At 44.8% G+C, this 23,904-nt stretch carries 26 protein-coding genes; 7 read left to right on the top strand and 19 right to left on the bottom strand.

Going from position 1 to position 23,904, the window contains the following annotated elements; translation table 11 throughout:
* Positions 1–40 precede the first annotated feature (40 nt).
* Both ADU24_RS02570 and ADU24_RS02565 read left to right on the top strand, forming a co-directional pair.
* Entirely contained in the window at positions 41–265 is a 225-nt protein-coding gene (locus tag ADU24_RS02570) for a YuzF family protein (protein ID WP_231689552.1), read from the top strand.
* Positions 266–368: 103 nt separating this feature from the next.
* Positions 369–1,259, top strand: a complete 891-nt coding sequence (locus ADU24_RS02565; RefSeq protein ID WP_053365165.1) for a manganese catalase family protein — start codon at positions 369–371, stop codon at positions 1,257–1,259.
* Positions 1,260–1,515: 256 nt separating this feature from the next.
* On the opposite strand, the gene ADU24_RS02560 is transcribed toward ADU24_RS02565, so the two are convergent.
* The 3 genes from ADU24_RS02560 to ADU24_RS02550 all read right to left on the bottom strand — a co-directional run bounded on the left by ADU24_RS02560 (position 1,516) and on the right by ADU24_RS02550 (position 3,943).
* Positions 1,516–2,199: an LrgB family protein gene (locus ADU24_RS02560; RefSeq protein ID WP_053365164.1), complete on the bottom strand. Its 684-nt coding sequence runs from the start codon at positions 2,197–2,199 to the stop codon at positions 1,516–1,518.
* Positions 2,177–2,572 (bottom strand): CidA/LrgA family protein, encoded by a 396-nt coding sequence (locus tag ADU24_RS02555; protein WP_053365163.1) that lies wholly within the window; start codon positions 2,570–2,572, stop codon positions 2,177–2,179. Before ADU24_RS02555 ends, ADU24_RS02560 begins: the two co-directional genes overlap by 23 nt.
* 420 nt (positions 2,573–2,992) lie before the next feature.
* Positions 2,993–3,943 carry a hypothetical protein gene (locus tag ADU24_RS02550; protein WP_053365162.1) on the bottom strand — a complete coding sequence of 317 codons (951 nt, stop codon included), beginning with the start codon at positions 3,941–3,943 and terminating at the stop codon, positions 2,993–2,995.
* Positions 3,944–4,456: 513 nt separating this feature from the next.
* On the opposite strand from ADU24_RS02550, the gene ADU24_RS02545 reads away from it, so the two are divergent.
* From ADU24_RS02545 to ADU24_RS02535, 3 genes are all read left to right on the top strand, one after another.
* The gene (locus ADU24_RS02545) at positions 4,457–5,221 is read left to right on the top strand and encodes a CAP domain-containing protein (RefSeq protein ID WP_053365161.1); all 765 of its coding nucleotides are present in this window, start codon (positions 4,457–4,459) and stop codon (positions 5,219–5,221) included.
* Between the two features lie 376 nt (positions 5,222–5,597).
* Positions 5,598–6,491 (top strand): ribokinase, encoded by an 894-nt coding sequence (gene rbsK, locus ADU24_RS02540; protein ID WP_053365160.1) that lies wholly within the window; start codon positions 5,598–5,600, stop codon positions 6,489–6,491.
* Positions 6,492–6,637: 146 nt separating this feature from the next.
* A complete protein-coding gene (locus ADU24_RS02535) occupies positions 6,638–7,336 on the top strand; it encodes a class I SAM-dependent methyltransferase (RefSeq protein ID WP_231689551.1) in 699 nt (232 codons plus the stop codon).
* A gap of 74 nt (positions 7,337–7,410) precedes the next feature.
* Here ADU24_RS02535 and ADU24_RS02530 read toward each other — a convergent pair whose 3' ends face one another.
* From ADU24_RS02530 to ADU24_RS02480, 11 genes are all read right to left on the bottom strand, one after another.
* Positions 7,411–7,722 (bottom strand): hypothetical protein, encoded by a 312-nt coding sequence (locus tag ADU24_RS02530; RefSeq protein ID WP_053365159.1) that lies wholly within the window; start codon positions 7,720–7,722, stop codon positions 7,411–7,413.
* Positions 7,723–7,850: 128 nt separating this feature from the next.
* On the bottom strand, positions 7,851–8,639 hold the full coding sequence (locus ADU24_RS02525) for a peptidoglycan bridge formation glycyltransferase FemA/FemB family protein (RefSeq protein ID WP_053365158.1): 789 nt from the start codon (positions 8,637–8,639) through the stop codon (positions 7,851–7,853).
* Positions 8,608–9,639, bottom strand: coding sequence for a polysaccharide deacetylase family protein (locus ADU24_RS02520; RefSeq protein ID WP_053365157.1), 1,032 nt, complete (start codon positions 9,637–9,639; stop codon positions 8,608–8,610). Before ADU24_RS02520 ends, ADU24_RS02525 begins: the two co-directional genes overlap by 32 nt.
* Positions 9,640–9,668: 29 nt before the next feature.
* A complete protein-coding gene (locus ADU24_RS02515) occupies positions 9,669–11,048 on the bottom strand; it encodes an O-antigen ligase family protein (protein ID WP_053365156.1) in 1,380 nt (459 codons plus the stop codon).
* 71 nt (positions 11,049–11,119) lie between these two features.
* Positions 11,120–11,872, bottom strand: a complete 753-nt coding sequence (locus ADU24_RS02510; protein ID WP_053365155.1) for a hypothetical protein — start codon at positions 11,870–11,872, stop codon at positions 11,120–11,122.
* Positions 11,873–11,925: 53 nt separating this feature from the next.
* Positions 11,926–13,242 (bottom strand): lipopolysaccharide biosynthesis protein, encoded by a 1,317-nt coding sequence (locus tag ADU24_RS02505; RefSeq protein ID WP_053365154.1) that lies wholly within the window; start codon positions 13,240–13,242, stop codon positions 11,926–11,928.
* A 75-nt stretch (positions 13,243–13,317) separates the two neighbouring features.
* Positions 13,318–14,424 (bottom strand): glycosyltransferase, encoded by a 1,107-nt coding sequence (locus tag ADU24_RS02500; protein WP_053365153.1) that lies wholly within the window; start codon positions 14,422–14,424, stop codon positions 13,318–13,320.
* A complete protein-coding gene (locus ADU24_RS02495) occupies positions 14,421–15,242 on the bottom strand; it encodes a glycosyltransferase (protein WP_053365152.1) in 822 nt (273 codons plus the stop codon). Before ADU24_RS02495 ends, ADU24_RS02500 begins: the two co-directional genes overlap by 4 nt.
* A gap of 314 nt (positions 15,243–15,556) precedes the next feature.
* On the bottom strand, positions 15,557–16,213 hold the full coding sequence (locus ADU24_RS02490) for a sugar transferase (protein WP_231689668.1): 657 nt from the start codon (positions 16,211–16,213) through the stop codon (positions 15,557–15,559).
* A gap of 346 nt (positions 16,214–16,559) precedes the next feature.
* Complete coding sequence (locus ADU24_RS02485; RefSeq protein WP_053365151.1) at positions 16,560–17,243, bottom strand: CpsD/CapB family tyrosine-protein kinase; 684 nt, start codon at positions 17,241–17,243, stop codon at positions 16,560–16,562.
* Positions 17,233–17,982, bottom strand: a complete 750-nt coding sequence (locus ADU24_RS02480) for a YveK family protein (RefSeq protein ID WP_053365150.1) — start codon at positions 17,980–17,982, stop codon at positions 17,233–17,235. The genes ADU24_RS02485 and ADU24_RS02480 overlap by 11 nt, the downstream gene beginning before the upstream one ends.
* A 230-nt stretch (positions 17,983–18,212) precedes the next feature.
* Between ADU24_RS02480 and ADU24_RS02475 the strand changes: the two genes are divergently transcribed.
* On the top strand, positions 18,213–18,515 hold the full coding sequence (locus tag ADU24_RS02475; RefSeq protein ID WP_053365149.1) for a GNAT family N-acetyltransferase: 303 nt from the start codon (positions 18,213–18,215) through the stop codon (positions 18,513–18,515).
* Positions 18,516–18,926: 411 nt separating this feature from the next.
* On the opposite strand, the gene ADU24_RS02465 is transcribed toward ADU24_RS02475, so the two are convergent.
* Together ADU24_RS02465 and ADU24_RS02460 are read right to left on the bottom strand one after the other, a co-directional pair.
* Entirely contained in the window at positions 18,927–19,337 is a 411-nt protein-coding gene (locus ADU24_RS02465; protein ID WP_053365147.1) for a class I SAM-dependent methyltransferase, read from the bottom strand.
* A gap of 62 nt (positions 19,338–19,399) precedes the next feature.
* Entirely contained in the window at positions 19,400–20,368 is a 969-nt protein-coding gene (locus tag ADU24_RS02460; protein WP_053365146.1) for an NAD(P)-dependent alcohol dehydrogenase, read from the bottom strand.
* A 216-nt stretch (positions 20,369–20,584) separates the two neighbouring features.
* Between ADU24_RS02460 and ADU24_RS02455 the strand changes: the two genes are divergently transcribed.
* Entirely contained in the window at positions 20,585–21,400 is an 816-nt protein-coding gene (locus ADU24_RS02455) for a CPBP family intramembrane glutamic endopeptidase (protein WP_197277462.1), read from the top strand.
* A 71-nt stretch (positions 21,401–21,471) separates the two neighbouring features.
* On the opposite strand, the gene ADU24_RS23490 is transcribed toward ADU24_RS02455, so the two are convergent.
* From ADU24_RS23490 to ADU24_RS02445, 3 genes are read right to left on the bottom strand one after another with little or no spacing between them, the layout of a single operon-like run.
* A complete protein-coding gene (locus tag ADU24_RS23490) occupies positions 21,472–22,125 on the bottom strand; it encodes a hypothetical protein (protein WP_231689550.1) in 654 nt (217 codons plus the stop codon).
* 45 nt (positions 22,126–22,170) lie between these two features.
* Positions 22,171–22,857, bottom strand: a complete 687-nt coding sequence (locus tag ADU24_RS23485) for a family 4 glycosyl hydrolase (RefSeq protein ID WP_231689549.1) — start codon at positions 22,855–22,857, stop codon at positions 22,171–22,173.
* Positions 22,858–22,893: 36 nt separating this feature from the next.
* On the bottom strand, positions 22,894–23,613 hold the full coding sequence (locus ADU24_RS02445; protein WP_053368740.1) for a 6-phosphogluconolactonase: 720 nt from the start codon (positions 23,611–23,613) through the stop codon (positions 22,894–22,896).
* Between the last annotated feature and the right edge of the window lie 291 nt (positions 23,614–23,904).

The following is a 23,904-nucleotide window of genomic DNA, read 5'->3' as shown; positions in this document are numbered from 1 at the left end:
TCATATACTTCCAAAGAAAAGCATGTAGGAGGGAAAAATGATGGACAATATCGAATGGAAAATTAGCGATCCGTTTGTTTATCAGACTCTTTCAGGAATCATTGGCTCGAACGTGGCGGTTGAAACGTGCAGAGGTGCCGTCCGGGGCAGGCTGGCGAATGTTCAGCCTGATCATATTGTTGTGGAACTGGGCCGAAACTCCTTCTTCATACGGACAGCCCAAATCATCTGGATTGTCCCAAACCCTGATTTGGTTATGGAGTGAGTCAAGGGAAAACTATTGCTTCATTTGTGGATAAAGCGGCGGAAACATCTTCTGGCTTAATCAGAACAAACCGCATTAAAATACCTTTTTGGGGGTGCCCCATATGATGAAACGTGTGAACCGAATTGCCATAGAACTGCCGAGGCCCGAACACGGTGATCCCAATGCAGCAGCCGCGGTCCAGGAATTGATGGGTGGCAAATTCGGCGAAATGTCTACATTAAACAACTATATGTTCCAATCCTTTAACTTTCGCGGGAAAAAGAAGTTCAAGCCTTTCTATGATTTGATCGCAAGCATCACAGCCGAGGAATTTGGCCATGTCGAGCTCGTTGCCAATACAATTAACCTGCTCTCTTTTGGCAATACATTTGAGGCCGATCCGGATGTGGCTCCGCTTATGAACGGTAAGGATGCACGATACTCTCTTCATTTTACTACGACTGCCCAAACGGCCTATCCGGGTGACGGAATGGGACGCCCATGGAACGGGGAATTTGTCACCAATAGCGGCAGCCTCGTTGCAGATCTTCTCCATAATTACTTACTTGAAATCGGCGCACGGACACATAAAATGCGAGTTTATGAGATGACAACCAATCCTGTTGCGAGGGAAATGATCGGATACCTGCTTGTCCGGGGAGGCACACATATTATCGCTTATGCCAAAGCCCTGGAGGTCGCAACCGGTGTGGAAGTCGGCAAAATGCTCCCGGTGCCGAGCCTGGATAATAATAAATTCGATTATGCGAAAAAATTCATGGCGCAAGGTCTCTATAATGTTCTGTACACGTGGGGAGAACCGGAATACCGGGACATCGACCGTATTTGGAAAGGTCCGAACCCCGAGACTGGCGAGCCGCTTCGAGTTATTGATGGAATGCCTGAAGGTGCCCCCGTCCCGGATTTCGAGGAAAAGCCCGAGCAATTTGCCCCAGGCATCGACCGCGACGATTACGAGCGCATCCTCAAAAGGCTCATGGCCAATATGTAAGAACAAAATGCGCAAGCGCCTTGGTCAGCCCCGACCAGCATAAGACGGGTCCCGCAGGATGGGCCTGCCCTCCGGAGGGAACCGGCTTATGACCTCGAGGGGCTAGGCGCTGGAGCTGGATTACAATAACTTAATTCGAGTTATCCACCAGGTTCAATTCTATAATTTCCTAGACAAATCAAAATGAAGAGGGGACGTACCCAGCGCTTCTTTCGGTTGCCGAATGAAGCAAAAGGTACGTCCCCTGCTTTACGTTTCATTTAATAAGCGGGTAAAGCCACGGTAAAATGAGGGATGTTATGATGGCGGCTACCCCCATGGCAATGCTGGAAGCGGCCCCTTGCAGGTAGCCTTCCTTCATGATTTGGCTCGTGCCCATTCCGTGGGAGACCGTTCCAATTCCGAGGCCGCGGGCAAATGGGTCTGTAATTTTCGCCCACGATAAAATCACAGGCCCAAAGACCGCGCCAAGAACTCCGGCAATCATCACGAATGCCACAGCGATTGCAGGATTCGCACCAACCAGGAGCGCAACTTCGATTGCCACCGGGGACGTTACCGCCTTAACAGCTGCGGCGGCCTGGAGGTCTTTAGAAAGCCCAAGCGCTTTTGTGAGCCAGACTGCCGAAAGGATTGTAGCCAGCGTCCCAATCGCAAGCCCCGTCATGGCAGATTTGAATCTTTCCATTAGAACCTTCCTTGTATGATATAAAGGCAAGGCAAGCGCCACTGTCGCCGGGCCCAGTAAAAGCGTCATCCAATCCTTTGCAGGCGTATATTCCTTGTAATCAATGTCCATGAATGAAAGAACGAGTATGATTACCGCCGTCGAAGTTATGATAGGTGATGTGAACGGAGATGGAACCTTCCTGGAAAGAACCAGGGCAGCGCAATAGACCGCAATTGTAAAGAGAATGCTAAAGAGTGTTATGCCGTTCATGCTCGTTCTGTTCTCCTTTTGAAAAATAATGGGCCAGTCCCCCTGTAACCAATAACCCCACCACGGTACTGCCGGCAATCATCACGAAAATTTGCAGGCCACTCGCCTTTAAGAGCCCGCCAAAGTCCATTAATCCGACCGTTATTGGAACAAAAAAGAAGCCAAGGTGCCTGTTCAAAAAAGAACCTGCCAGCTCTACATAGCGAAACTTTACAATTCCGGACGCCAGGAGCAAAAATAATACAATCATTCCAAGAACGCTTGCCGGGACAGGCAAATGAAAGAAGCCTGTTACAAACACCGACACGCCATAAATGGCACAAATAAAAAACAACTGGACGAAAAAAAGAAGCGTTTGTTTTACACGAAACAACCACCTCACCCCCTTTAGATAATAATAATAATTAGGTGAGCCTGCCTTCAGCAAATGTGCAGATTTCATTTCAGTGGCTTTGGACCCGGTTTTCAAGCGTCACATTTTTTAAAAATACGTCCTGGCCTTAGCCAAACATCCTGAAACACCTTTTCCGGAATTTGACCATTCATTCTAACTTATCTGTAAGTGAGTAACAACTTATTCGGCTCTTGGCGGGAATTTGCCCATCAACGTGGGTTACGCGATACTTTTTATGGTTTTCGGCCAATCTTTGTCGCTCAAATGGACTTGTGAAACACTTCTCGGTGAATCCTTGCCGCTTATTAAATTTGCTTAATAAAAATATCTGCCTGGCCAGGCCTTTTCAAGCAAATTTGTGTCCTGTTAACAAAAAGGCTGCCCCACTCAACGGACAGCTCATTCATACGGAATATCATAATATTCTTTGCTAACCGGATCGTATTGGAATACTTTATAAAAGTCTTCTGGACTCCCTACATCATACTCCATATCAACCTCGATAAAACCCCATTCCTTTTTTGAAATCATATCGGTCGACATCGGAATCCTTTTGCTGATAATCAAGGTTTTAATATCAAGAGATGCATCCAAATGCTTGTTTCCATAACGGAACGGGCCAATAATCTTTTGCTTCCCATCCTTCAGGTAAAAAATGAATTCCCATTTAAAACTATTGGAAGCTGTGGAGGAAATTCCATCCTTTGATAGGTACCCATTTATATCAACATGCTTAACGTCCGTCCAGGGGATACTATCCATTTTGCCCAGTTTCTTTGTAACAATCCCATCTTTTCTTACCTCCTCAAAATCATTGTTTGTTAAAAGGACAATTGTTGCGGTTAACAAGAACGAAAAAGCAAAAATCGCAATCGAAGATCTTTCCACCTCTTTCAACCCAACAACAAATATACGCCCTGCAAACATAAAGGAAAGAAGCCCGATAATAATCAGGAAATAGTCAAGCCACATATAGGATGCTGGAGCCAGCCAGATATCCTTAATGTTTGCAAGCTTTTGATATTTATTAAGGTTGTAGAACTCAAACAGGGCCAGAAAAAACGGGATGGCAATCGTAAAGAACAAATAGACCCGGAGATTTGGGCTGTATAGGTTTTTTATCGTAAAAATATATTTTCCCTTTGAATAACGATAAAAAATCTGTCTTCCCCTCATGAGTATGAATCCTCCGAGAAATGGAAGCAATCCAAACAGCATATACATCACGAGCATGGAAGGATCGCGCTCCTTAATCATCTCCCCTATCGCAATTAACCCCATCATATGGGCGAATAATATAATCGCATAAGCAACATACTTTTTTCCTTTTGCCTTGAATGCCAAATCCATTCCCCTCTCCTAGGATATTTTTCAGGGTTGCAACAGTGAAGCAGGAGGCGTTTCCTTATTGGACAGGTACCTGCATTTTATAGGATTCTTTGTCCAAAACGGCTATTGATTTGGACAGAGAACGACATTTAACAGGGTTCCCTGTCCAAAACGGCTATTGATTTTCATTTAAGAAATATGGATACCGAGCTTCCCTCCTGTTTGTTACATAATTCTAATGAAACTGTAACATAAATCCCGAATCTACAAGGCTGTCAACCCTTTAAACCCCTAAATATTTGGAAATCCTGCTATATTTTAAGGAAACTGGGTAATCTGCCTGGCCGCTTTCTTGCTCTCCGAATGCCTTTTATATCAACGATTGAGATGCAATTCAGTGTTTAGGCGGACTAGCCCTGGGCAACCGATGGCAGGGTTAACCATAAATATGACAAAAAACGTATGCTACGATTAACGTGCTTGCGGCAACAAGCAACCAAACAATCATTTTTTTACAAACAGGAGGTATGGAAGATGAAGAAGAAAAAGGTCATACTATCTTTTGCAGTCGCTTCAGCACTGTGGATGGCGGGGCAAATGCCAGACAAAACGGAAGCATCGTCCCTCACCCCGGCGGCCCATGAACATGTTTATGTGTATCATAGCCAAAATTTCAATATGAATGAGATGAATAGATTTATAGAAGAAACGCTTCAGCGCCTTGGATTGGGAGATTATTTAAAGCATTTCCAAAAACCGGTCTACGCCCCTGCAAAGCAGGCTGCGCCAGCTCCGAAGGCACCGGCAGCACCGGCAAGCCCAAATCCTGCCCAACCATCATCAGCGGTGAAGGCACCAGCTAAACCATCAACACCAGCACCGTCTAAACAATCCACCCCTGCCCAGCAGCAAGCGGGAGCATTGAGCGCTTATGAGCAGCAGGTCGTCACGCTTACAAATCAGGAGCGCGCAAAAGCTGGACTGGCCGCGCTTAAAGCAGATGCCAATTTAAGCAAAATGGCCCGTGAAAAATCCAGGGATATGTCCGCGAATGGCTATTTTGACCATAACAGCCCAACATACGGATCTCCTTTCGATATGATGAAGAAATATGGCATTACCTACTCATCTGCCGGCGAGAACATCGCCATGGGCCAACGCACACCACAGGAAGTTGTCACTGCCTGGATGAACAGCGAAGGGCACCGCAAAAATATTCTTAACCCCAACTTCACGCACATCGGAGTAGGGTACATCGCCCAAGGCAACTACTGGACACAGGAGTTTATCGGAAAATAATAGTTTATGGAGCAGGGGACGAATCCAGGACTTCTTTCGGTTTTCGAATGAAGCAGGAGAAACGTCCCTTTGCTTTACGTATAAAACTCCCAGTTTAGGAATTGATAATGAAAACACCCTGCCTCGTTCCCTCTCTCATTTTGCATGTCTTTTTTTAGAAATCCCCATACCCTTTAAACCCTTTGCCTATTTCTTTCCAATTGCCAATTTTCATTTGACTTAAAAGTGAATCCGATATAAACTTTGAGATGTGTAACCGGTTACTTATCCTTGAATGAACCGGTTTTGACCCAAACATTCTGAAACATCATGTTTATTATAATTATTAACTGGTTGCCGTGATTCACACGATTTTTTTACAGGAAGGAAGATGGGGATGGAGAAAAGGCCAAGAATAACGGTTATTGGCAGTATTAATATGGACCTGGTTTCGATAACCGACCAAATACCTCAAAAAGGCGAAACTTTAATCGGCCAGCAGTTTTTTATGAACCCGGGGGGCAAAGGCGCCAATCAGGCAGTTGCCGCCGCCAGGCTTGGAGCCAAGGTCCGGATGATTGGATGCGTTGGCGATGACAGCTTTGCTGAAAGCCTCACCCAGCACTTGCATAAAGAAGGCGTTGATATAACCAATGTGAAACCGGTTACAGGTTCAACCGGTACAGCCACGATTGTCGTTTCGGACAATGATAATAGCATTATTGTCGTACCAGGAGCCAATTTGCATGTTACGGCTGATTTTGTAGAATCGAAAAGAAACATTATTGCCGATAGTGATATTGTAATCCTCCAGCTGGAGATTCCACTGGAAGGCGTTAAAAAGGCCATTGAAATTGCCACGGAAAATGGCGTAAAAACCATTTTAAACCCTGCCCCGATTTGCGATTTGCCGGATGAAATCCTCGAGCAGGTTACTTATTTGACACCAAACGAACATGAATACGCAAGCCTGGCTAAAAACATGGGCGAAAAAGCGATACAAGGAAAAGTAATTTTGACGAGAGGTAGCAAGGGCGTTGCCTTTTTCCAGCAAGGTGTTCAACTTGAAATCCCGGCGTACAAAGTAAAAACAGTCGACACGACGGGCGCGGGGGATTCTTTTAACGGGGGACTAGCCTTTGCACTTGGAAATGGCCTATCTCTTGAGGAAGCGTGCAAATACGGAAACGCTGTCGGCGCGCTTTCAACCATGAAGCTCGGGGCGCAAAAAGGAATGCCGACAAAGGAAGAGGTAGAAGCTTTCATGGAAACCGAAGTGGCAATAAGTTAATTTGCCAAAATTCATTACTGGCACCTGCCTATTCACAATTTAGCATGTATCCTATGATTGGATGAAATTAGGGTGAACCATCCCGATTTCCTTTCATATGATACAAATAAGCTGAATTGAAGAGGGTGTTTCCAATTGGGGCTTCATTGTATCTAGACTTTTTGTCCAAATTTGGGATTGGCGGTGCCCATCCAGGAGGCTTAAACCTTACCAAGGAAATGCTTAAGGGAGAGCAAATCAACGAAACAACCACAATTTTGGATGTTGGCTGTGGCACAGGGCAAACAGCCGCCTTTCTCGCACTGCAATACGGGGCGAACATAACCGGGATGGACATCAATCCGATTATGGTCGAAAAAGCAAAAAATAGGATGGCCACCTACAAGCTTCCCGTAGAGATTATTCAAGGATCAATCGAGGATATTCCGTTGAAGGACAAAAGTTTTGACTTTATCCTATCCGAATCGGTCATTTCTTTTGTAGACAAAAAAAAGGCGCTGCGGGAAATTCACCGGGTTTTGCGGGACGGAGGCAGGTTTATTGCCAATGAATTGACGATTAATAAGCAGCCCCAGCCAAAGGATGAGGAAGAAATAAAATCATTTTATGGGTTCGATTCCCTTCCAGTGGAATCGGATTGGGCAGTTTTACTCGAGCAGGCGGGTTTTAAAAATATTGCCATCAGCAGAAATAGCCAACCCATCTTCCAAACCCAATCCATGCCGGAATTCCATTATTCGGATGTGATTGAACCGAAGCTTTTCGAGGTGTTCACCCAGCATTATGCGATTATGCTGAAATACCAGAACATTCTCGATTATCGGATACTCGCCTGTACGAAATGACGGAAAATAGAAGAAGTACGTTATGAAAAAGGCTTGCAGCGGATGTTTCTGCTGCAAGCCTTTTTTTGTCACGGTTAAATGAAAAATGGAAAAAATGGCCCGAATGCCCGTATCCCAAAAAACGGGAACCCGAATAGCCCGAATGGGCCGAAGAAAGGAAAAAGCCTGCTCTCATCACTCGACTCGGTATGCATGCCTGGATGGTGCATATTCGGCATGATGATGTACATCTTCTCCTTGTCATAGCTATGAAGGATGCCTTGGTAGACCGCCCCATCCTTCATCTCCACCTGGATAAATTGATACAAATGCTTCTTGCACTTCTCATGAAAATCCTTATGGTCCCTCTGAAAATCAAAAGCATTCGGGGTGCTGTTTTGCTGCATTTGCCTACCTCCTCTAATTCACTACAATTACAACCTATTCCCGGCAGCCTGTTTTGGTTACGGGTATTTAAATCAGTGAAACTGGGCTATGGTCCAGCTTGAAAGGTAAACAAAAGGAATTTTCCGCTTCACTTTCGAATAAGCTCGGGCTGGTTGCGCCATTTTAGTTTGAGGAGGAGGATGAGGAGGTTTCCTTTTAGGCTTTTGGGAATGAAACTGCGGTATTCAATAATCTCTTCCCCGCCAAAACTCTTTTTGAATTGGTTGATATTCTGCTGGTCACTATTTCGTTCATCAAGGGAAAGGCCGAAAAAGTCGTACACCTCGTAATTTTTCTTTTTAAAATAAAGGATATCCATCCAATGAAGATAGCGGTTGGCCCGGCCGATTTCATTTTTCGGAACGCCGTTGTCCGCGAACCTTTCCGAACATGAATAAAACATCCTTGCCCTAGCACCATCGGCAAAATACAAATGGCCGGCAAGTCTCTGTCCGTTTTTATGGTAGACGTATGTAATCGTCACCATGCCCTTAGCTTGTATGCTTTCAATCCGTTCGTCCTGAAACGGTTCAATTCCTTTCTCTTTGGCATAGGGATTAAAAAACAATTTGAAAGTTTCTAAGTCTCCCTTTCCTGGGTCATCGATGATTTGGACAGCTAGTTCATCCCTTCCCGCCTTGTTTATCTGGTAGCGGGTCGATTTATTTAGTTCTGACTTTAGCTGCTCTTCACTTTTTTTCAGATCAATACAGAGAGTCAGCGCTTGTTTGTGGATGGCATTCCAATGGCTAGGCGCTACCGGTGCATTTTGCTGAAAGTAGGCGAACATGTCCGCAGAGGGATGGGCAGTGCTTTCTTCGCTCGGCCCGTAGATTTCGTTTATCTCAAATAGTTGCTTCTTCCATCGGATATACATCCTCTAGCTCCTCCCCGGGGTCCAGTCCCTTCACAAGCTCAATCATATTGTTGCTCCTGAAACCGTACGTACGCCGTAAATACTCAAAATGCTTTAGTAACTCTTCCAGAAAACCCAGATTATTTTCGATATTCCTCCCAAAATCATGCGGGTGCCACCATAGATGATAAGCCTTGCCGTATTGCGCAGCGTGGGACATTTCACTCTTGATCCGTTTCAGGCGCATGCCCTCCAGCCATTTCAGCCGCTCCGAAACCTTCGCCAAATAACGGCTTGATCTTATATTGATGGGGAGTGAACTGTCATCCCCGGCAGCCAGTTCAAATGTATGATGGCCAAACAGGTTAATATACCGGTCCATTAGCCGGAAAGCGCGCTTCACATATCGCGTTCTTTCCGAGGATTCCATCCGGTATGCCCAACTGTCCTCATTTCCACGGTAGGCGGCGAGGCCGAGCCGCTTGCATTCTTTTAAATACTCCTTGTTAACCTGATTACGCGGAAACACTATCGATTTGATTTCCCGCCCCTGCTTCCGGTTCAGCTCCTGAGCCAGCCGCAAATCACAAGAAAACTGCTCCAATGTTTGTCCTTCTTCCAAACAGTAATAATGCGAAAAAGTATGGGTTGCCACCTCTTGCCCTGGAGTAGAAGCAATTTGTTCAACGAGATGGGGGGCAAAAAACAAATCCAAATCGATATCTTCAATTGGATGTTTCCCCATGTAATCATACGAAGATAGCCTTCTTTGGTTATAGGACGGTTTCATGGCAGGAATCATCTTTTTCAGCTGTTCCATATTTTCGAAATAAATCATGCCAACAATCGCCCAGGTGGCATGAATCTTATAGCGAGAGAACAAATCCAGCAGTGAGACAACGACCGTATGCGCTCCACGGACGTTTTCTTCATAGTCTTTCTTTGCATAAACATCATGGACTCCCCAGAAAAGTTCGAAATCCAGGGAAATGATGAAGGTTCCACATGCATTGCTCGCCAAATGCTTCAACCCCTTTGCTTTGGAAAATTTCAGACTTCCCTCTTTGAAGCCGATTTCTGCACCGGACCACCAGGTTCAGCTCCGATCTTTGCACCCTGGTTATCCTCACGATATAGAATTGCATAGCAGCACAATCCGAATAAAATCCACAAATGCCTCCAGTGAAGGGCATCCACAACAAGTATGTTCACAAACGAGCCGAGCAAAGCGCACAGGAGCACGAGATGAAAATTGAACTTGTTTTTACGGCATAACATACTCCTCCTGAACAGGATGCCGGCCTGTAGCAAAAGAAGGAGCAAAAGGGAGATGCCCGCAATCCATCCATATTCGGCAAACAAGCGCAGATACGTATTATGGGGATCCATATAATAAATGGATGTCATCTCCCCAGGCCCTATGCCAAAAAAATTGGTTTTCAACACTTTCAATGCAAAATGCTGCGCATTGAACCGTTCAGTGTCATAGTTTTGGAGCGTTGTCCTTTCAACCAGCAGTTTAATGAACTGGTCGGTTATGGCGGGAAAAAAAATATAGACGGACACTAACAAGGATGAAGGAATTAGGAACGACTTGAAAACAAAGCCGGGCTTTAGCTCCCCCTTCAGCACTTTAATGGCCAGGTAGACCACGAGTGAACCGGCAAGATTGATCCAGCCTGCACGGGACATCGCCAGCACAACTGCGCCCGCCAATAAGGCAATCGACAGGTATTTAAACGCCCTTGACGAAAATAATTTCGGATTCAGGCTATCCTCAAGGACAAGCAGGAGCGCAATTATTATATACGGGCTAAAGATATTCGGGTCCTGGAAGAACCCTTCCAGTCGGGTGCTGTTACCCAAATTTTTATTGGTCACATAACCCGCTATGCCAATAACGCTGTTGGCAACCGCCCCTGTAATATATCCTTTCAGGAAATACTTGAGATGCTTATCATTTTTTATCGCCAAGACTAAAAATAGCCCGCTGCAAACAAGGAACACCGTTATTCCATGCCAGGCAGCTGATTTAGAGAAATTTTCCGAAAAGAATAATGAAAACGTGCCAAAAAACAGAAAGATGTAGAGCAAGAGTGCTAAAACATTTTTAAACAAGTCCCCGTTCAGCTGAACGCGCTTAAAAAAAACACTGATTACCAAGATGAAAAACATTAGTTCATAAGGGGAAGGATCATACAGCTGAAAACCGGCGCTCAGCGCAAAAACGAACAGGAGATGCTCCCATTTCAGCATTAACAAGAAAGCCGCCACAAAAATACCAACAACGCCCGCAAACATAAAAAAGAAAAATCCGAAGTTTGCCGTTCCGTTCATGGCCTGCGGGAACGCAATCGCCATCCATCCCAGAAGCAAAGCCAGCAGCCCGATCAAAATCGCTCTTTTGAAAATATGCTTTACTGTATACACGGCTTCAACCCCATTAATTGGAATAGAGGAATCGGTGGAAACATCCCCGCTGATGAAGGTTCACTTTCCCTTTACCAATGGCTCTTCATTTTCCGTACCTTCAATACCAGTTTTCCAGCCGTTGAATAGGGCAGGTAGCCAGAATACTCTGTTGTAATATTGCCCCCGAATTCAAGCTTGAAATTCCGGACGTTTTTATCAGGCGTTAAACCCCCGGAATCATAAATCGCGTATCCCTGGCTTTTAAACCAGAGAATGTCCCCCCATTTAAGCAGGCGATGCGCTTTGCCGAGAAGCTTCCTAAATTGATTGTCATCTGTCAGCCTGAAGTGGGAGGCCGAGTAAAAAGGCATTGCCCGTTCCCCGTCTGCGGCATACACCCTGTAACAAAGAGGCTGCTTGCCCTCCCCTTCCATTTTCGCCATGACGAGGGCCTTTTGGTTCCTAAGCAGCTTTAATTTTTCTACATGGAAGTCCGTACAGCGGTCGGTATGTTTGCTTTCGGCTGCTATATTATAGAATTCCTGAAAAACGAGGATGTCTTCATCCGAAGGGTTGGGATTTATGGAAGCCCGAAGATTGGGATTCTTTTGCGCCTGCTTAATCTGCTTTCTTGTTGATTTGGATATTTCCATTAACAATGCTTCTTCACTTTTCGTTAAATCCTTTTGCAACGTCTCGATTGGCTTCAACCCTTCAATTGGAACAATTGATTGGGTAATTCCAACGAGGTCTGTCGAAGAACGAATCGGAAAGTTTGTTTCTTTTGGAAAATAGATTTGCTGAATTTCAATACCCCATCTTTTCCTGGAAATGGATAACACCCTGGTCACTCCCTTATAGCGAAAACCCGCAAGATTAGAATAAACTTAGCAACTCAGCTCCCGATCCGTTCAGCGGAGGCAGATGATTCCGCCTTCCGAAAATGAATTTTCACGATATACCAGGATGCAATTCCGTATGTTAAATAGCCCAATGAAGAAAGCAAGCTGATAACAAGGATGGCCAAATCGGCTCTTTCAATATAAAAATAAGCTAGAATCATTGAAAGGCAAATCATTGAAAACCTGATTACTTCACTGATAATTTGAAGGGCCTGCGATTCCAATACATAAAAATTCATGGCGATTGGGTTTACGACCATTCTCATAAAGAATAAGAATGAAATCATTTGCAAGTAGGGACCGGCTTCCTTCCACTCATGGCCAAAAAGCAGGGGGATGAAAGGCGGTATGGCGAGTGCGATTATGCCGATTACAMCCCCGCCAATGATGGACATCTTCTTGACAGTCATCCAAAAAAGGGAGCTGAATTCCTCACCCTTTGCATGAAGCCTGGACGACTCCGACATATACACCTGCTTTACCGAATACCCAAGCAAAGCTTCGGGAACGGTCAGAATCTTTTCAGCGAGTAAATACCAGCCTGCGACTGCGGGACCATAGTGGGCAGCCAGGAAAATAGCCGGAATCCGCGCGCCGGATATATTGATGAAGGCGGACCAGCTTGAAATGAGCGGGAAGTTTTTGTAGCGAATGGCAGCTCGCTTAATCCCTCGAAAGGAAAAGAACTTGACTCTTGGCTTATTTTTAAAAAGATACTTTAAAAAGGTTAGAAAGCCAGAAATCCTCCCAATTACTTCACCGGCCAGCAGCCCAAAAATGCCAGCATGGAAAAACCCAAAAGTAATTTGCGAGATCATTTGCCCGCTGTTCATATTGATTTTAGACCTCGAAATCGATGGGAAGTCCCGAACCCGAATGCTCCATGAATTGAAGGCCTGAAACCAGCCAATCCCAAAGACGCTTATTGCAAGCAGCCAGGCATACCGGTCCAATTCGGGAGCCCCAACCCATTTCCCAATTGGCAAAAGAAACGCACAAACAAAAACGATGATGCTAATTCCTACTGCGATTATCAAAGACAAGGCAAGCGCGTCCCAGCCGTCCTGGTCATCCTTTGGCAGCGGAATCGCCTGGTCATACATAAGGGAAGCGATGACTGAAACACTGTAAAGAAGGGATAAATAAATTGAAAAAACCCCAAATTGCTCCGGTGAATACAAATGGGTCAATATGGGGGTTGTCAAAAAAATGAATAAATGCGAGATAGCCGTTCCAGCTGCGAGGATTGAGATGCTTTTCATAAAAGGGTTATGAACGAATGTGTTTTTCAACATTACGAGCAATTTCATTATGGCGGACCTCCGATTATTTCAACGGCAAAAAGGGCTTCCATCCCGGGGTTGCGATGGACAGTGCGCGAAAATTTACTGTTCATAGGCCTCTTCCAATCTTTGAATCATTGTCCGGATGTGAAAATGTTCTTTAAACAGCGTGTAGCTGTTCAACTGGCATTTCCCGATGCCCAGTTCATCCTGGACAAGTTTCCTGATATAAAAAACAGCTTCATCAATGTTTCCCTGATTGTATAAATATCCGTTATAGCCGTGGATGACGAGCTCATTATTCCCTTCCACATTTGTTGCAATGATTGGCTTTCCCTTAGCCATTGCTTCAATGACCGAATAAGGCAGGGCTTCGTGCAGGGAGGTCGACAAGTAAATATCCACCTCGTCTAAATAATCCTCAATGGAGCTTACGAATCCGCAATATTTTATATTTGGGCACTCTTTTATTGAATGAAGAAATTCATCCTTGGCATAATCGCCGCTGCCTGCATACCAAAACTCGATATCCGGGTTAAGGCTGGCAACCGCTTTGGCTATTTTCAGAAAGCCTATAGGATCTTTCGATTGATCAAATCGAGCCAATGTCCCGACAACGAGCTTTCCGTTACTTTTTTTCCGACTGGAAAAGCCTCTATCTTCAACCCCGTTGTAGATTACCTCACTCTTTTGATAGCGGAAAAGATTGTAGCGCCGACCGGCCTCATGCTCCCCTTTCGATACATTGATTGTACAGTCCGTTATCCTGCCGAGATTTCTCTCAATGAAGCCATACAGCCTCCTCTTGTTGCTGCTGATGTATGGATATTGCATTATATAGCCGTGCGGAGTATAAAAAACTTTTGGGGAATTGCTAAACAGGGCTGCTAACCTCCCTGCCCCGCCTGCCTTGGAACTATGGCAATGGATGATATCCGGCTGGAACTCCTTGATGATTTTTCTCAATTGGAAAATTGCCTTTACATCCTCGACGATGCTTATTTCCCTCACAAAATTGGAGATCGGAAAAAACGAATACGTATCGCTGTTTTCTCTTACAAATTCCAAAAATATCGAGTCGGCCCTCGTCTCTCCGTAAGCTACGGCAATATTGAATTTTTCCAAAGAAAGATTCTGAAGGACCATAACAATGTGTTTGCGCACCCCTCCGCTTAATGCCTCGCAAACGAGCAGCACCTTCTTCTTCATGGCTTTCCCTCATTTGTGGAATGAACTGGCAGTGAACCCACGGATTTTAATCGCTCTATGAAGCTTCTCGGAATGAAGAGCAGGGTAATCGTTTGAAAAATGCCTAGATAACTGTAGGCTTCAGTGAAATCAAAATACTTCATCTGCACCTTCAGCCTGCTGATAAGCTGTTGCCTTCTCCTTGTCGCTGAAATTCCAGTATGGTTGAATTCCTCCTCGAGCAAAACTTCATTGAGATTTGCCGTTGGATATCTTTTGACAATCCGAAAGAAAAACTCGTAGTCCTCAGCACTTTTGTACATTAGCGAATACGGGCCAACCTTATCGACAATGACGGCCCGAAACATGACAGCCGGGTGGCTGAAGCAGGAATTCAAATGCATTTTTCTTTTGATTGCCTCATGGGTTGTTGGCGGTTTGTACGTAAAATGCAAGGTTCCTTCACTCGTTTTAAAGTCCGAATAGGAACCTGCCAATGCAATTTCTTTATTTTCATCCATAAAGGATGCCTGTTTACTGAAGCGGTTTTCCACTACCCTGTCACCAGCATCTATCCTGGCAACATACACATATTCCCCTTCACGGATTCTGTCCAGGCCATAGTTCAGCGCATGTTCAATTCCCGCATTATGAGCCATTCTGACAACATGGACAGTATGCTGGTTTATTTTCTCCAGGCAAGTAATGGCAGGGTTGCTTCCATCATCGATCACATAAATGTCAACCGGCTCTTTTTTCTCATTGACAAATGAAGCAATGGTAAGTGATATGCCTTCCTGATTATTAAAGACAGGTATTAAAACAGCTATCCTGTTCATCCAAGCCTCCTTTTAGGGGAACTATATAGGTTGAAATAAATATGAACGAGGTGGTTGATTTCCGCTCCGGGCATTTCGTATTTCAAGGTGCGTCAAAGCATCTGCCTGGAATTACTCCATGAATAAGCTTCTTGAAAACATCAAGAGCTTTGCGAAGAGCTGAAGACAACATCTTCGAATATTTTTTGGTGCAGGAGCAGTTAGGAGCCTTCTCGTCGCTAGCGCCTGCTTGTCGGGCTGTAGCGCCTAGCCCCTCGTGGTCGCTTCGGCCCTTCAGGTGAAGGGGGAAATTATTTAAGTTCAACCTATATAGTTTAATAGGCGCCTTTTTTTAGAAAAACAACGAGAATGGTCAAAAAAAGTATTTTCATATCAAAAGCCATTGACCTGTTATACACATAATGAAGTTCGAGGGCCACCCGCTCCGGGTATCCGACATTGCTTCTGCCGGATACTTGCCAGTAACCTGTCATCCCTGGCTTTACCGCAAGTAAATGATGTTTTTTATGTTTGTATTCCTGTAACTCTTCTTCAACGACCGGGCGCGGTCCGACCAGGCTCATATCCCCCTTTAAAACGTTGAGTAATTGGGGAACTTCATCCAGGCTCGTTCTCCGCAAAAACCTGCCCAGCTTTGTAATCCTTGGATCTTCATCTTGTTCAAGCTTATAATTGTTTTCCAAATACTTTTGATAAAGCGCGGGGTTCAGTTTTAGAAACTCATCAGCGTTTACAATCATCGATCTAAATTTATAAATACAAAAAATCCTTTCATCCTTTCCATACCTCTTCTGCCTAAAAAGAAGCGGCCCTTTATTTTCGCCAAAGCAATAGAGGATGCGGAGGATGGCGAAAAGAGGAATCGCAAGGATTAAACTAAAAAGCGCCCCGGCAATATCCAGTAACCGCTTCCCAAATAAGTAAAGAACTGAAACCGGTATCTCTTTTTCGGCTGATACAAGTGACGCCATTGATTTCATTCCATTACTATCCGTTCGCATCATTAAGCTATCACCCACCATCTAAGTTGTCTTTGATATCGAACATCTGCACATCCTGTCCAGCTCGTCTGTTGGTATGTACTCCTTTCTCTCAGTTGTTGCCGTACAAAGAAGTGAGCTTTTGTCAGCGGCAGGCCGTACTGGGAATTCATTTCAGTTTATGGGGGTTGCTGGCTGATTATTACAGGGTTTTTTCTGGGCATTTTTCCTTTGGCCCGCACCACCCTGGATAATCAGACGAACAAAACAAAATAACAAACAGAAAAAAGGCCCCGATTTTAACTTGTAAATCGAAGCCTTCATGGCGCTAATCTCTTTAAATATAGTAGTAATGCCCTTCTTTTATACGGGCATCATTCAAAATGGTCCCGATCAAGCTTCCATTGGCGGAATGAATCATGTTGATTGCTTTTCTCGCATCTTCAATTTCGGTCTTCTTGCTGCGGATTACGAGGACGGTTCCATCTCCCAGCGAGGCAATAATTTGCGGGTCTGTGACAGCCAGCAAAGGCGGGGTATCAAAGAGAATAATGTCATACACATCCCTGATTGCTTTCAATAGTTCAAGCATTTTATTGGATGCAAGCAACTCCGATGGATTCGGCGGGATAGGGCCAGATGAAAGGATATCTAGATTATCAATTCCGCTTGCAACAATTGCCTCTTCCAATTCTGTTTTTCCGGCCAATGTTGAGCTTAGGCCCTTAAAGTTATCCAATGAAAACGTATAATGTACGGTTGGTTTCCTGAGGTCCGCATCTATAAGGAGAACCTTTTTCCCTTGCTGGGCATAGACGACGGCAAGGTTAACAGCGCTCATCGATTTTCCTTCCGAAGGGGATGCAGAAGTCACCACGATTACCTGAATCATTTTATCTACAGACGCAAATTGAATATTTGTCCTAACAGTCCGATACTGTTCGGATATTGCCGATTTCGGGTTCAAATTTGCAAGCAGATTCTTTTGGGCATTGTTCCATATATCGATTTTACGATGCATCAATTGCGTTCCGCCTCCCCTTTTCATGTGCAGCACGCAACGTTCTCCCTGATGCAATATCCTCTTCTTTTATATGCGGAATCACTCCAAGGACAGGAACATGCAGTTTTCCGGAAATATCTGCTTCCGTTTTTATTGTATTGTTCACATATTCGAACATATAGGCGATACCCGCCCCCGCCATCGCGCCAATGATGATTCCAATGGCGATATTCAAAGCCTTATTGGGTGAGACAGGGCTTGGATTTACCTCAACTTTTGCTTCAGACAAAATTTTTACGTTATCGACATTCATAAGCTGAGGGACTTTTTTTTGAAAAATTCGGACTGTCCAATTCGCTATCGCAGCGGCCCGCTCCGGATCCGAATCGGTTGCTTTGACTGTTACAAGCTGGGAGCTTTCCTCACTCAATATTGTTATTTTTTTTCTTAGTTTTTCAGCAGGCAAACTAAGGTTCATTTCTTTGGAGACATCATCCAAAATAATTGGGCTGTGGATGATTCCTTTATATGTGTTAATCAATTCGACATTGGTCCGGATATCTTCCCCCGTTACCCCGCGGGGATCCGAGCTTTTTTGATTGACAAGAAATTGCGAGCTGTACTCATAGTGGGGTTCCAGGACAAAGAAACTTAATATTCCTGCCACAAGCGCTGTTGAAAGCGACAAAACCGCGATCAGCCACAGCCACTTCCTTAAAACCGAGGCAGCTTCTTTTAATGACAGCTTTTCCTCCATCCACGCACCTCCCGAACAATCTCTGACTATTTATATGCCCGTCCACCAAAATTCATGACAGGATATAGCAGTGAAACACGGGAAGAATCAATTATTTGGTCCTTGAGGGCAGGAACTTTCCTTAATGGAATAAGAATGGACAGCCTTTTCCCATAGCAACAGTACGGATAAGCACGGAAAGGGTGGAAAGGGGATATAGTATTCCAACTAATTTTTCTTTGAGGTGCTCAATGACAATTCGAAAAGCAAATAAATCGGAGACCGAGTATATATTGAGGGTGTCTGGACATGTATTCGAAGAAAGCACGATGGGATACGCCAACAACAATTGGGAAAATGGCTATAACATGTTTTATCCCCTCGTGAAAAACGGGGCCTATTACCTTATTGACGGCCGTAACCGCGAGATAAGGGGCTGGATTCTGATTGGGTCTGAATGGAATCAGCTAATCGGCAAAGCGACCGGACACCTTCTCCATTTATATGTGTTTCCGCAATACAGAAACTTAGGCATCGGGAAAAACCTGATGTGAGCTGCCATCCAGGAGCTTAAAGGCCACGGCATTGCCACGGTCCAGCTCAACGTTTTCGCGGGTAACCCAGCAAAGCATCTATACAAAAAGCTTGGTTTCAAAAAAATTTCAACCGTTATGGAGCTTGATTTTTTCAAGAAGAATTTTGGTTGAACGGGCTATTTTGCCAGAATAAAAAAAGGAAGGCCCATTAACCTGGAACCTTCCCTACTTATTTGTTTCTGGGGCTTGCCCAAATCAGGTGAAGCGAATTCAGCCAAAAACTCTCGGCCTTTTTAACCCCCACTGGGGATGCCTCCACCAGTTTTACTATATCCCGGTTATGATAGCACCCGAATTTTTTAAAAAGAAAGGGATTGGCTTTATTCTGCAGCCAGGCATATACGGGATTCGTGCTAAGCCCATGCTCCATTAAAAGAATTTGGCCACCCGGCTTACCCAGTGAGCCATCCGTTCAAGCACCTTTTCCGGATTCGGGTAGGAGCATAACGATAAGGTGGAAATGACCGTATCATATCGGTTGGCCTCTAGCTCAGCTTCTTCGACATTGGCGGTTATAAACTCCACTGTGAGCCTTTCCTGAGATGCCTTTAACCTCGCTTGTTCAATCATGGATGGGCTGAAGTCAACCGCAGTGATTTTCGCATTCCTTGGATAAAATATGAAGTTCGTTCCCGCTCCCACTGAAAGTTCAAGGATGTCTCCATTCGCAGAGCCTAATAGATTTTTCCTTAAACGGTACTCAGACGAATTTTCTTTTAGTGGCTTCGCATACCTCTTAACCTGTTTATCAAACACTTGGATTTGTCGGTTGATTTCCAACTTACCAGCCTCCTAGATTGGCCAATTTTATCAATCCGGTTAAAAGTGCCATGCCTTCAAGCCTACATTGTAATGACCACTTTCCCTTGCGCATGGCCTTCGGCAAAATAGCTAAAGGCATCTGAAATTTCATCCAGGGTATAGTGCCTGTCAATAACGGGCCTTACCTTGCCTGTTTCCAGCAACTCTTTCATAAAAAACAGGTCTTTTTGGTTTGGGCGCTGCAGGAAACTTACGATTTTTCTGCTGCCGGCCATCGAAATCCAGGGGCCAAGCAACATGGTCTGCGCCATTTGCGCCCCAGCGCCGCCAACATGGACAAAGATACCGTTTGGATTCAAATTACGCTTGTATGCACTAACCGGGTGGTTTCCATTGGCGCCAATAATCAAGTCATAGCGCACCGTCCCTTTTGTAAAATTCTCTTTTGTGTAATCAATGGCATGGTCTGCTCCAATGGCCCGTACTCTTTCTATATTCCTTGTGCTGCACACCCCGGTAACCTCTGCACCAAAAGATTTTGCGATTTGGACCGCAAACGTTCCGACACCGCCGGACGCCCCATTAATTAAAACCTTTTGCCCACGGCGAATCTTCCCTTTATCACGCAAACTCTGCAACGCAGTGACCCCTGCCATCGGCACCGCAGCCGCTTCTTCAAATGATAGATTCGCAGGCTTTGGGGCAAATGCATGCTCGGGAGCAGCCACATATTCCGCATACCCGCCCCATCCGCTTCCGGAGAGATCCCCAAACACTTCATCCCCAGGCTTGAACAGCTTAACATCTTTGCCAACCGCCTCCACACGCCCGGAGATGTCGCCCCCCGGTATGGGGTATTTCGGTTTCAAAAGCCCAAATGCAAAGCGGGCGAGGAACGGTTCCCCTTTTAAAAGAACGAGATTCCCATAATTAATCGATGCCGCATGCACCTTGACCAATACTTCCTTGTCTCCAGGTATGGGCTTATCAACTTCTTTTACCTCCAGAACATCCGGCGCGCCATATTTGCCACAAACAATCGCCTTGATAAAGACTCCCCCCTACTATGGTTGGATTTGTTTTTGAACAAACTAACTCTTTTACAGCCTATTTATGTTTGGGAAAATTATGTATCTGGATGTATCTTTATTATGGTTTAAACTTCCAGTAAAAGAAAGTTTTTACCTGTCTATTCCTAAATAGGATTTTCCAACCTTTTCTCGCATGTTATGATTATAAATATTTTATTGGATGGCGGTGGTTTTTTGGAAAAAACCAATAAAGCAATGAGGCATTACGCGAAAGCTTTCATTGGCTTCATCCTGCTGGACTTGTATTTAAACGTGGCAATCGCGGGGGCCGGGAACATCCTGCTGCAGCTTTTGCTCGTTGCCCTGTTTTTCCCGATTCTTTTCACCCTGATAAAATGGACCGGGCTGGTTGGGTTTAAGGACGTTGGCATAAGATTCCATCGGAAGTGGACGCGAAACCTGTTGATCGGCTTCGGTACCGGCTTTTCTTTCTGGCTTATCAGCTATCTTCTTTCATGGAGATTTGGCGCATTGGAACTATCGGGGGTAAAACCTTTCGGGCAATCCATCCTGACAATCGGGTTGGTTTTGGGGACTTTCTTTATCGGCTCTTTTTTCAATGACATTATCACGAGAGGGTATATCTTCGGACAACTGAGACACCGTATCCCTGCCCTGTGGATTTTTGTTATTTCGATTGTGGTCTATTCCTTTGACGACATCTGGAACGAAGGCTTCAGCCTTTCCAATACGCTGTTTTCTGTTCTTGTCGGGTTATCGCTTACCTATGCTTTTTACAAATCAGGCTCGATTTGGGCAACTACAGGAATCCACTGGGGGCTGAATGTGTGCTACGGCCTTTTTAACGGGACGCTCGGCCAGGATAATGGCGGAATTTTCTATCTGACCACGAACCATTCCGATTCCCTATTTTTGGAGGTAAAAAAATATCTCATTCCTTTTCTGATGTTTCTATTTGTCGTTGCAATTTGGAAAGTTCTTGATTCGAAAAGCAAGGACATCCCACAGGGGGAATCCTCTTCCATGTAGCCCATCATCCTAGACATGTAAAAGCCGCCCTTTCGTCTTTCAAGGGCGGCTTTCCTGTTTTAACGTTTTGGTTATTTCCACTCCAGTAATGGAAGGATGTCCTTTTGCAGTTCGCACATTTCATCAATCATGGCGCATGCCTGATAATAGCTTGGCGCCTGTGGATCAAGCAAAATCGCCTGCAGAAGCTTCGTTTTCGAATTTTCCTCGTAAGCCTCAATCAGCAATCTGTGGATCATTCCTTGGATATGGATCGTTCCGATGATGGCTGTTGGTAATTCAACCGTCATCGGTTTCAGTTTGATGCCATCGCCATTCACGATGGCCTGCGTTTCGACAACCATATCATCAGGAAGGCCTTTGATTGCGCCGTTGTTTTGCAAATTAGCAGAATTGATTTCGATTTCATCATCAAATAAAATGGCTTCTATAATCGGAACCGCATACTCGCCACTCTTGTGGACATTCTCCTTTTTAAAAACAAACATCGTTTCCGCCCACTCTTCATAGGTCATGTTCTCGTCAAACAAGCCCTTATCAAGTATCCCCCCATTGGCACAATAAACGAATTCAGGAGTTCTCGAATCCTTTTCCCATAACTTTTCCCTCACCGGGTCAAAGTGGAATTGAAGCGGAAGCCCCGCGTAAAAATCCCCGGCAAAAGAAACATACTCCCCGATATGGTTTGTACCAGGGTATGGATATAGCCCGTAAATGTGGTACATCGTCCTGGACAGCGAAATATGGTCATACTGGGCGAGGCGGTTGGCCTACTTTTCCTTTTCATGGAATAACGGGTACAAGTCCTCACCTGTATTCTTGTCCCATATTTTCGTGAAGAAACCGAAATGATTCAAGCCTCCCCCTTCGAAACCAAGGTCATTTCTGTCCATCTCAAGGAACTTCGAGATTTGGTCGACTCCCATGTCAAGTCCATGGCACAATCCTGCTATTTTAATAGAGGTTAACTTTGAAATCGCCTCGACCAATTTAGCTTCGGGATTCGTGTAGTTGAGCAGCCATGCAACTGGGCAAACTTTTTCCATTGTATGGGCGATATGGAGCATCGGGCCAAGATTCCTAAGTGTGTGGAACATCGATCCAGGGCCGCCGTTTTCGCCAAAAATTTGTTTGCTGCCATACCGGCGCGGGATATGGAAATCCTGTGACCAGTAAAAATACCGGTTTACTTCTATTGCAGTAATAACAAAGTCAGCTCCATCAAGTGCCTCTTGCAGGTTGGTCGTTTTCCAAAGGTTTGCCGGGTGCGAGAACTCCATAAACATTTCTCTTGCATAGGCGTAGGTTTTTGTTAAATTTTCATCGACAATGTCCATAAGGGCGATTTCCAGATTCACTTCATTTTTAAGCCTTTCAGACAAGACCAAATCCTGAAGTGAGCCAAGCGCAAACGAAATGCTGCCCGCCCCGACTAATGCCACTTTTACTCTTTTCATATTGGTTCTCCTTTCGACGTTGCCTCTATAACTCTCTTATTTACACTTTATATATTTCGCTGCCGCCCTATCCAAATAGAAATCAATATGTTCATAGCCAAGCAGCTCCTGGGCAGGCAGCTTCCTTTCCTTAAGAAGGGTAATTTCCTTTACGATTTCAGCCTTCCGTTCCCCGGTAATGGCTACAATTGCACGCTTACTTTGCACTAATTGCTTTAATCCCATTGTAATGCCTTTCTCAAGTTCTGTTGGTTTTGAAAAATACTTCTGGGCCACTGTCTTTGTCGTTTCTGATAAATCGACAACACTGCTATGGCCTAACACCTTGGACCCTGGCTCGTTCAAGCCAATATGCCCATTCATGCCCACTCCAATTAGACTGAACGTGATTGGATTGTCCCCTATGAAACGATCAATTTTCGAACACTCCTCCTGCAAATCATCAGCTGTACCATCAAAGAATTCAATTTGCCCCGGCTCCAGTTCCAGATGGGAAAATAAATCCTGATTGAGCATCTGAAAACAACTGCCCTCTGATTCCCTGCTGATCCCGACCCATTCATCAAGGCTTACAAATTTCACTTTTTTAAGCACGGGCTGGCCTTTCATGCCGGCGGCAAACAACTGGTAGGATATCTGGGGAGTACTTCCTGATGCCAAACATAACACCGGCTTTGCTTCTTTTCTTACATGCTCCTCCATTTCCTTGGCAATTTGGTGTGCGACTTCCTGTTCACTATTAAAAATCCGGATCATGTTTTCACTTCCTATACTGAGCTGTTCTCTTCCTTTTTCGTCTTTTCTTTGGTTTTTATCTTTGAAACGTTTCAATAACAAAGTTGGCAACCCCACACTTGCCTGTACCTTCAAAGCATGGAATGTAGTTTGAAGTTTTCGCAGTTTTGGCCAGGCACAAGCACTTATTGTGATGAACCTATATATACGCATGTTAGAGGAGGGACGGTTATTAACTTCCAGCTGTTTTAATTCTTCCTAACTCTTTCAAAACCGCTTATGTTTCCATCCCCTCCACTAATGGCGCCCTAC

Source organism: Bacillus sp. FJAT-27245 (assembly GCF_001273955.1).
Classification (GTDB): Bacteria; Bacillota; Bacilli; order Bacillales; family Cytobacillaceae; genus Bacillus_D.
The sequence above is the reverse complement of the archived record's forward strand: the minus strand, read 5'-3'. Positions and strand labels throughout refer to the sequence as shown.

Bases quoted from the DNA above. Each gene is read 5' to 3' on its own strand.
- ADU24_RS02530 (WP_053365159.1), bottom strand. From the start codon at position 7,722: ATGCAGCAAAACAGCACCCCGAATGCTTTTGATTTTCAGAGGGACCAT.
- ADU24_RS02490 (WP_231689668.1), bottom strand. From the start codon at position 16,213: ATGGCGTCACTTGTATCAGCCGAAAAAGAGATACCGGTTTCAGTTCTT.
- ADU24_RS02500 (WP_053365153.1), bottom strand. From the start codon at position 14,424: ATGAAGAAGAAGGTGCTGCTCGTTTGCGAGGCATTAAGCGGAGGGGTG.
- ADU24_RS23485 (WP_231689549.1), bottom strand. From the start codon at position 22,857: ATGAAAAGAGTAAAAGTGGCATTAGTCGGGGCGGGCAGCATTTCGTTT.
- ADU24_RS02495 (WP_053365152.1), bottom strand. From the start codon at position 15,242: ATGAACAGGATAGCTGTTTTAATACCTGTCTTTAATAATCAGGAAGGC.
- ADU24_RS02550 (WP_053365162.1), bottom strand. From the start codon at position 3,943: ATGGATTTGGCATTCAAGGCAAAAGGAAAAAAGTATGTTGCTTATGCG.
- ADU24_RS02525 (WP_053365158.1), bottom strand. From the start codon at position 8,639: ATGTATATCCGATGGAAGAAGCAACTATTTGAGATAAACGAAATCTAC.
- rbsK (WP_053365160.1), top strand. From the start codon at position 5,598: ATGGAGAAAAGGCCAAGAATAACGGTTATTGGCAGTATTAATATGGAC.
- ADU24_RS23490 (WP_231689550.1), bottom strand. From the start codon at position 22,125: ATGTACCACATTTACGGGCTATATCCATACCCTGGTACAAACCATATC.
- ADU24_RS02545 (WP_053365161.1), top strand. From the start codon at position 4,457: ATGAAGAAGAAAAAGGTCATACTATCTTTTGCAGTCGCTTCAGCACTG.
- ADU24_RS02560 (WP_053365164.1), bottom strand. From the start codon at position 2,199: ATGAACGGCATAACACTCTTTAGCATTCTCTTTACAATTGCGGTCTAT.
- ADU24_RS02475 (WP_053365149.1), top strand. From the start codon at position 18,213: ATGACAATTCGAAAAGCAAATAAATCGGAGACCGAGTATATATTGAGG.
- ADU24_RS02570 (WP_231689552.1), top strand. From the start codon at position 41: ATGGACAATATCGAATGGAAAATTAGCGATCCGTTTGTTTATCAGACT.
- ADU24_RS02445 (WP_053368740.1), bottom strand. From the start codon at position 23,613: ATGATCCGGATTTTTAATAGTGAACAGGAAGTCGCACACCAAATTGCC.
- ADU24_RS02485 (WP_053365151.1), bottom strand. From the start codon at position 17,243: ATGCATCGTAAAATCGATATATGGAACAATGCCCAAAAGAATCTGCTT.
- ADU24_RS02565 (WP_053365165.1), top strand. From the start codon at position 369: ATGATGAAACGTGTGAACCGAATTGCCATAGAACTGCCGAGGCCCGAA.
- ADU24_RS02480 (WP_053365150.1), bottom strand. From the start codon at position 17,982: ATGGAGGAAAAGCTGTCATTAAAAGAAGCTGCCTCGGTTTTAAGGAAG.